Source organism: Candidatus Culexarchaeum yellowstonense, from assembly GCF_024707025.1.
In the GTDB taxonomy this organism is placed as follows: Archaea; Thermoproteota; Methanomethylicia; order Culexarchaeales; family Culexarchaeaceae; genus Culexarchaeum.
In genome coordinates, this window is record NZ_JANGFQ010000114.1 from 1 (window position 1) to 2,218 (window position 2,218).

The window sequence follows — 2,218 nt, forward strand, 5'->3', positions numbered from 1 at the left end:
CATTTTGGGCCAACAGCATGAATAACATACTTTGCCTTAAGGGAACCTGCACATGTAACTGCAACACCACCAACAGGTATAGGACCATGCTCCCTCACATACCTACGACTCTCCTCCTGAATTATATCTCCACCCCTACGGACAATAGCCCTCGCAACACCCCCACCATGCTCAAGATATGGATTTGCAGCATTAACTATGGCATCAGCCTCGATGAGAGTTATATCACCCTCCACAAGCTCCAAATCAACAAAACCAAACTTAAACGTTAAAACCATACATACACACCCACAAAACATCCCAATTACCCTTACAATAATAGGGAATACTTAAGCTAAACGCCCACCAAAACCCAAAATTCAACACACCCACATCACAAAAGAAATGTGGGAAAGCCCATTTCCTTGAATGAAAACCTTCACCGATATATATATTGCTTTCCAAACAAAATTTTATAATGAGTTTGCTCATTTCCTCATGAAGTGATAATCATGAGGAAATATATAAACAAAAAATACATAACCATTCTTTCAATAATAATTGTAAGCATCATTTTGTTGTATAATTTTTTCACATGCCCAGACTATATTATTTCAGCTGGATTCGATAAATTTAATGCAATCTTGATTTGGTGTGGAAAAAGCCGCATCAAATTTAATAGTACGGTTGTTCATTATAGTGGTTTTCTTGGCGAGGCTGATTTTGGGTTAATTGCATACTTCTATGCGCCAATACACATAACAAATCCACAAGAAATTATCATGATAATCGTTTTAGTTGAGAAGATAAGTGAGAAAACGTATAATCCATTGGTAAAGGGGTTCGCCATAGATATTGAGGGGGTTACGTTATTCGACTACTATAATGATACAAACATACACATATACGCCTATACTGGTTCCAAATCTAAGATATCTTTTTACGATTCTAAGATATCTTCATTTAATTTAACACGTTTTTATTATGATATTAAATACATACACGATTATCTTCCAAAAACTTTGTATGTACGTATTGACTATGCAGTTCATGTAATCATAAACCCATACGCTGAGATATGGTATAGCAAATTCGAATACATAACTATTGGATTCCATGTAAAAGTCTATAGTGGAAGTTTAATGATTCCAATAACTATAATACCAGAGTAATAAACAGTTTTATTTGTCAATATATACATATATCACTTTTTCCTGTAATATTTTTTGAGGTGCCCCCTTAAATGAAAGGGGTTAGGAAAACCTCACTACTATACATTATACCATTAATAGCAATTCTCGCAATATCAATACTATGCGGAAACGTCTATGCTCAGCAAAGTAATAGTGGCGGCACATATGTCACATGGGGCCACATATACCCTCCCGGAGGGACATACCACTACCATACAATAGGATACTTTGCATGGGCTGCTGAGTGGGATCCCTCCTTTAGATATGGTGATTATGGGGTAATATATATGGGTGGTACTGAGGGAACGACATCATGGTATTGTGGAGGACAACAATGGTGGTCGGAGCCAAACGTAATAACATACAAAATAGAAGTAATAAAGATAAAAGACTTAACAACACAAACAGAATACACAGACCCAAGCATTCTAGAAAGTATAGAATTCGATAATCCTTGGGTTAGACCTAAAGGCTCAGCAGATCAAGATACAATTGCCAACTTATTATTGGATATCGCTCAAGGAGTATTTGAGTACTTTACATTTCCAATTCCAATCAAATTTTCATCAACTGTAACTAACGTTGGGTACAGCCGTCGCACAATTACAGTCTATGGTAGTGGAGACCTAAGCGAATTTTACACCAAAGTTGTATTCGTCCCTACCTCTGGGCTTCCCAGAAATCATACTTATGAGGTTACTTGTAGGTTGACTTGGACTGCTTCATTCTCCATATGGGTTGAAGGGGGTCTCCTTGGGAGGAATCCCATTGAGGGTGAAGGCATTATATCGCCAGAAAGTAGTCAAGCGGTAGACATCGCGTATGCATACGCCACGATGGACATAACATTCATAGTAATGCCACCAAGTTAAAGTGATCGCTATGAGGAAATACTTAAACAAGAAATACATAACCATTTTTTCAATAGTAATCTTAGCAATCATTTTGTTGGGTAACTATTTTACATGTCCATGTTACTTAACTCCGATTGGATTAGATTTGTTTAATAGATCTTTAAGTTGGTTTGAAGATATTACGTTTAATAG

The 2,218-nt window shown here is 36.7% G+C and carries 3 protein-coding genes; 2 read left to right on the forward strand and 1 reads right to left on the reverse strand.

Going from position 1 to position 2,218, the window contains the following annotated elements:
* On the reverse strand, positions 1 to 278 hold a 278-nt coding region (locus MRT15_RS09210), incomplete at its 3' end, for a macro domain-containing protein (protein ID WP_304329794.1).
* A gap of 213 nt (positions 279 to 491) precedes the next feature.
* On the opposite strand from MRT15_RS09210, the gene MRT15_RS09215 reads away from it, so the two are divergent.
* Both MRT15_RS09215 and MRT15_RS09220 read left to right on the forward strand, forming a co-directional pair.
* Positions 492 to 1,151, forward strand: a complete 660-nt coding sequence (locus MRT15_RS09215; RefSeq protein WP_304329795.1) for a hypothetical protein — start codon at positions 492 to 494, stop codon at positions 1,149 to 1,151.
* A 71-nt stretch (positions 1,152 to 1,222) separates the two neighbouring features.
* A complete protein-coding gene (locus tag MRT15_RS09220) occupies positions 1,223 to 2,044 on the forward strand; it encodes a hypothetical protein (RefSeq protein WP_304329796.1) in 822 nt (273 codons plus the stop codon).
* Positions 2,045 to 2,218 lie beyond the last annotated feature (174 nt).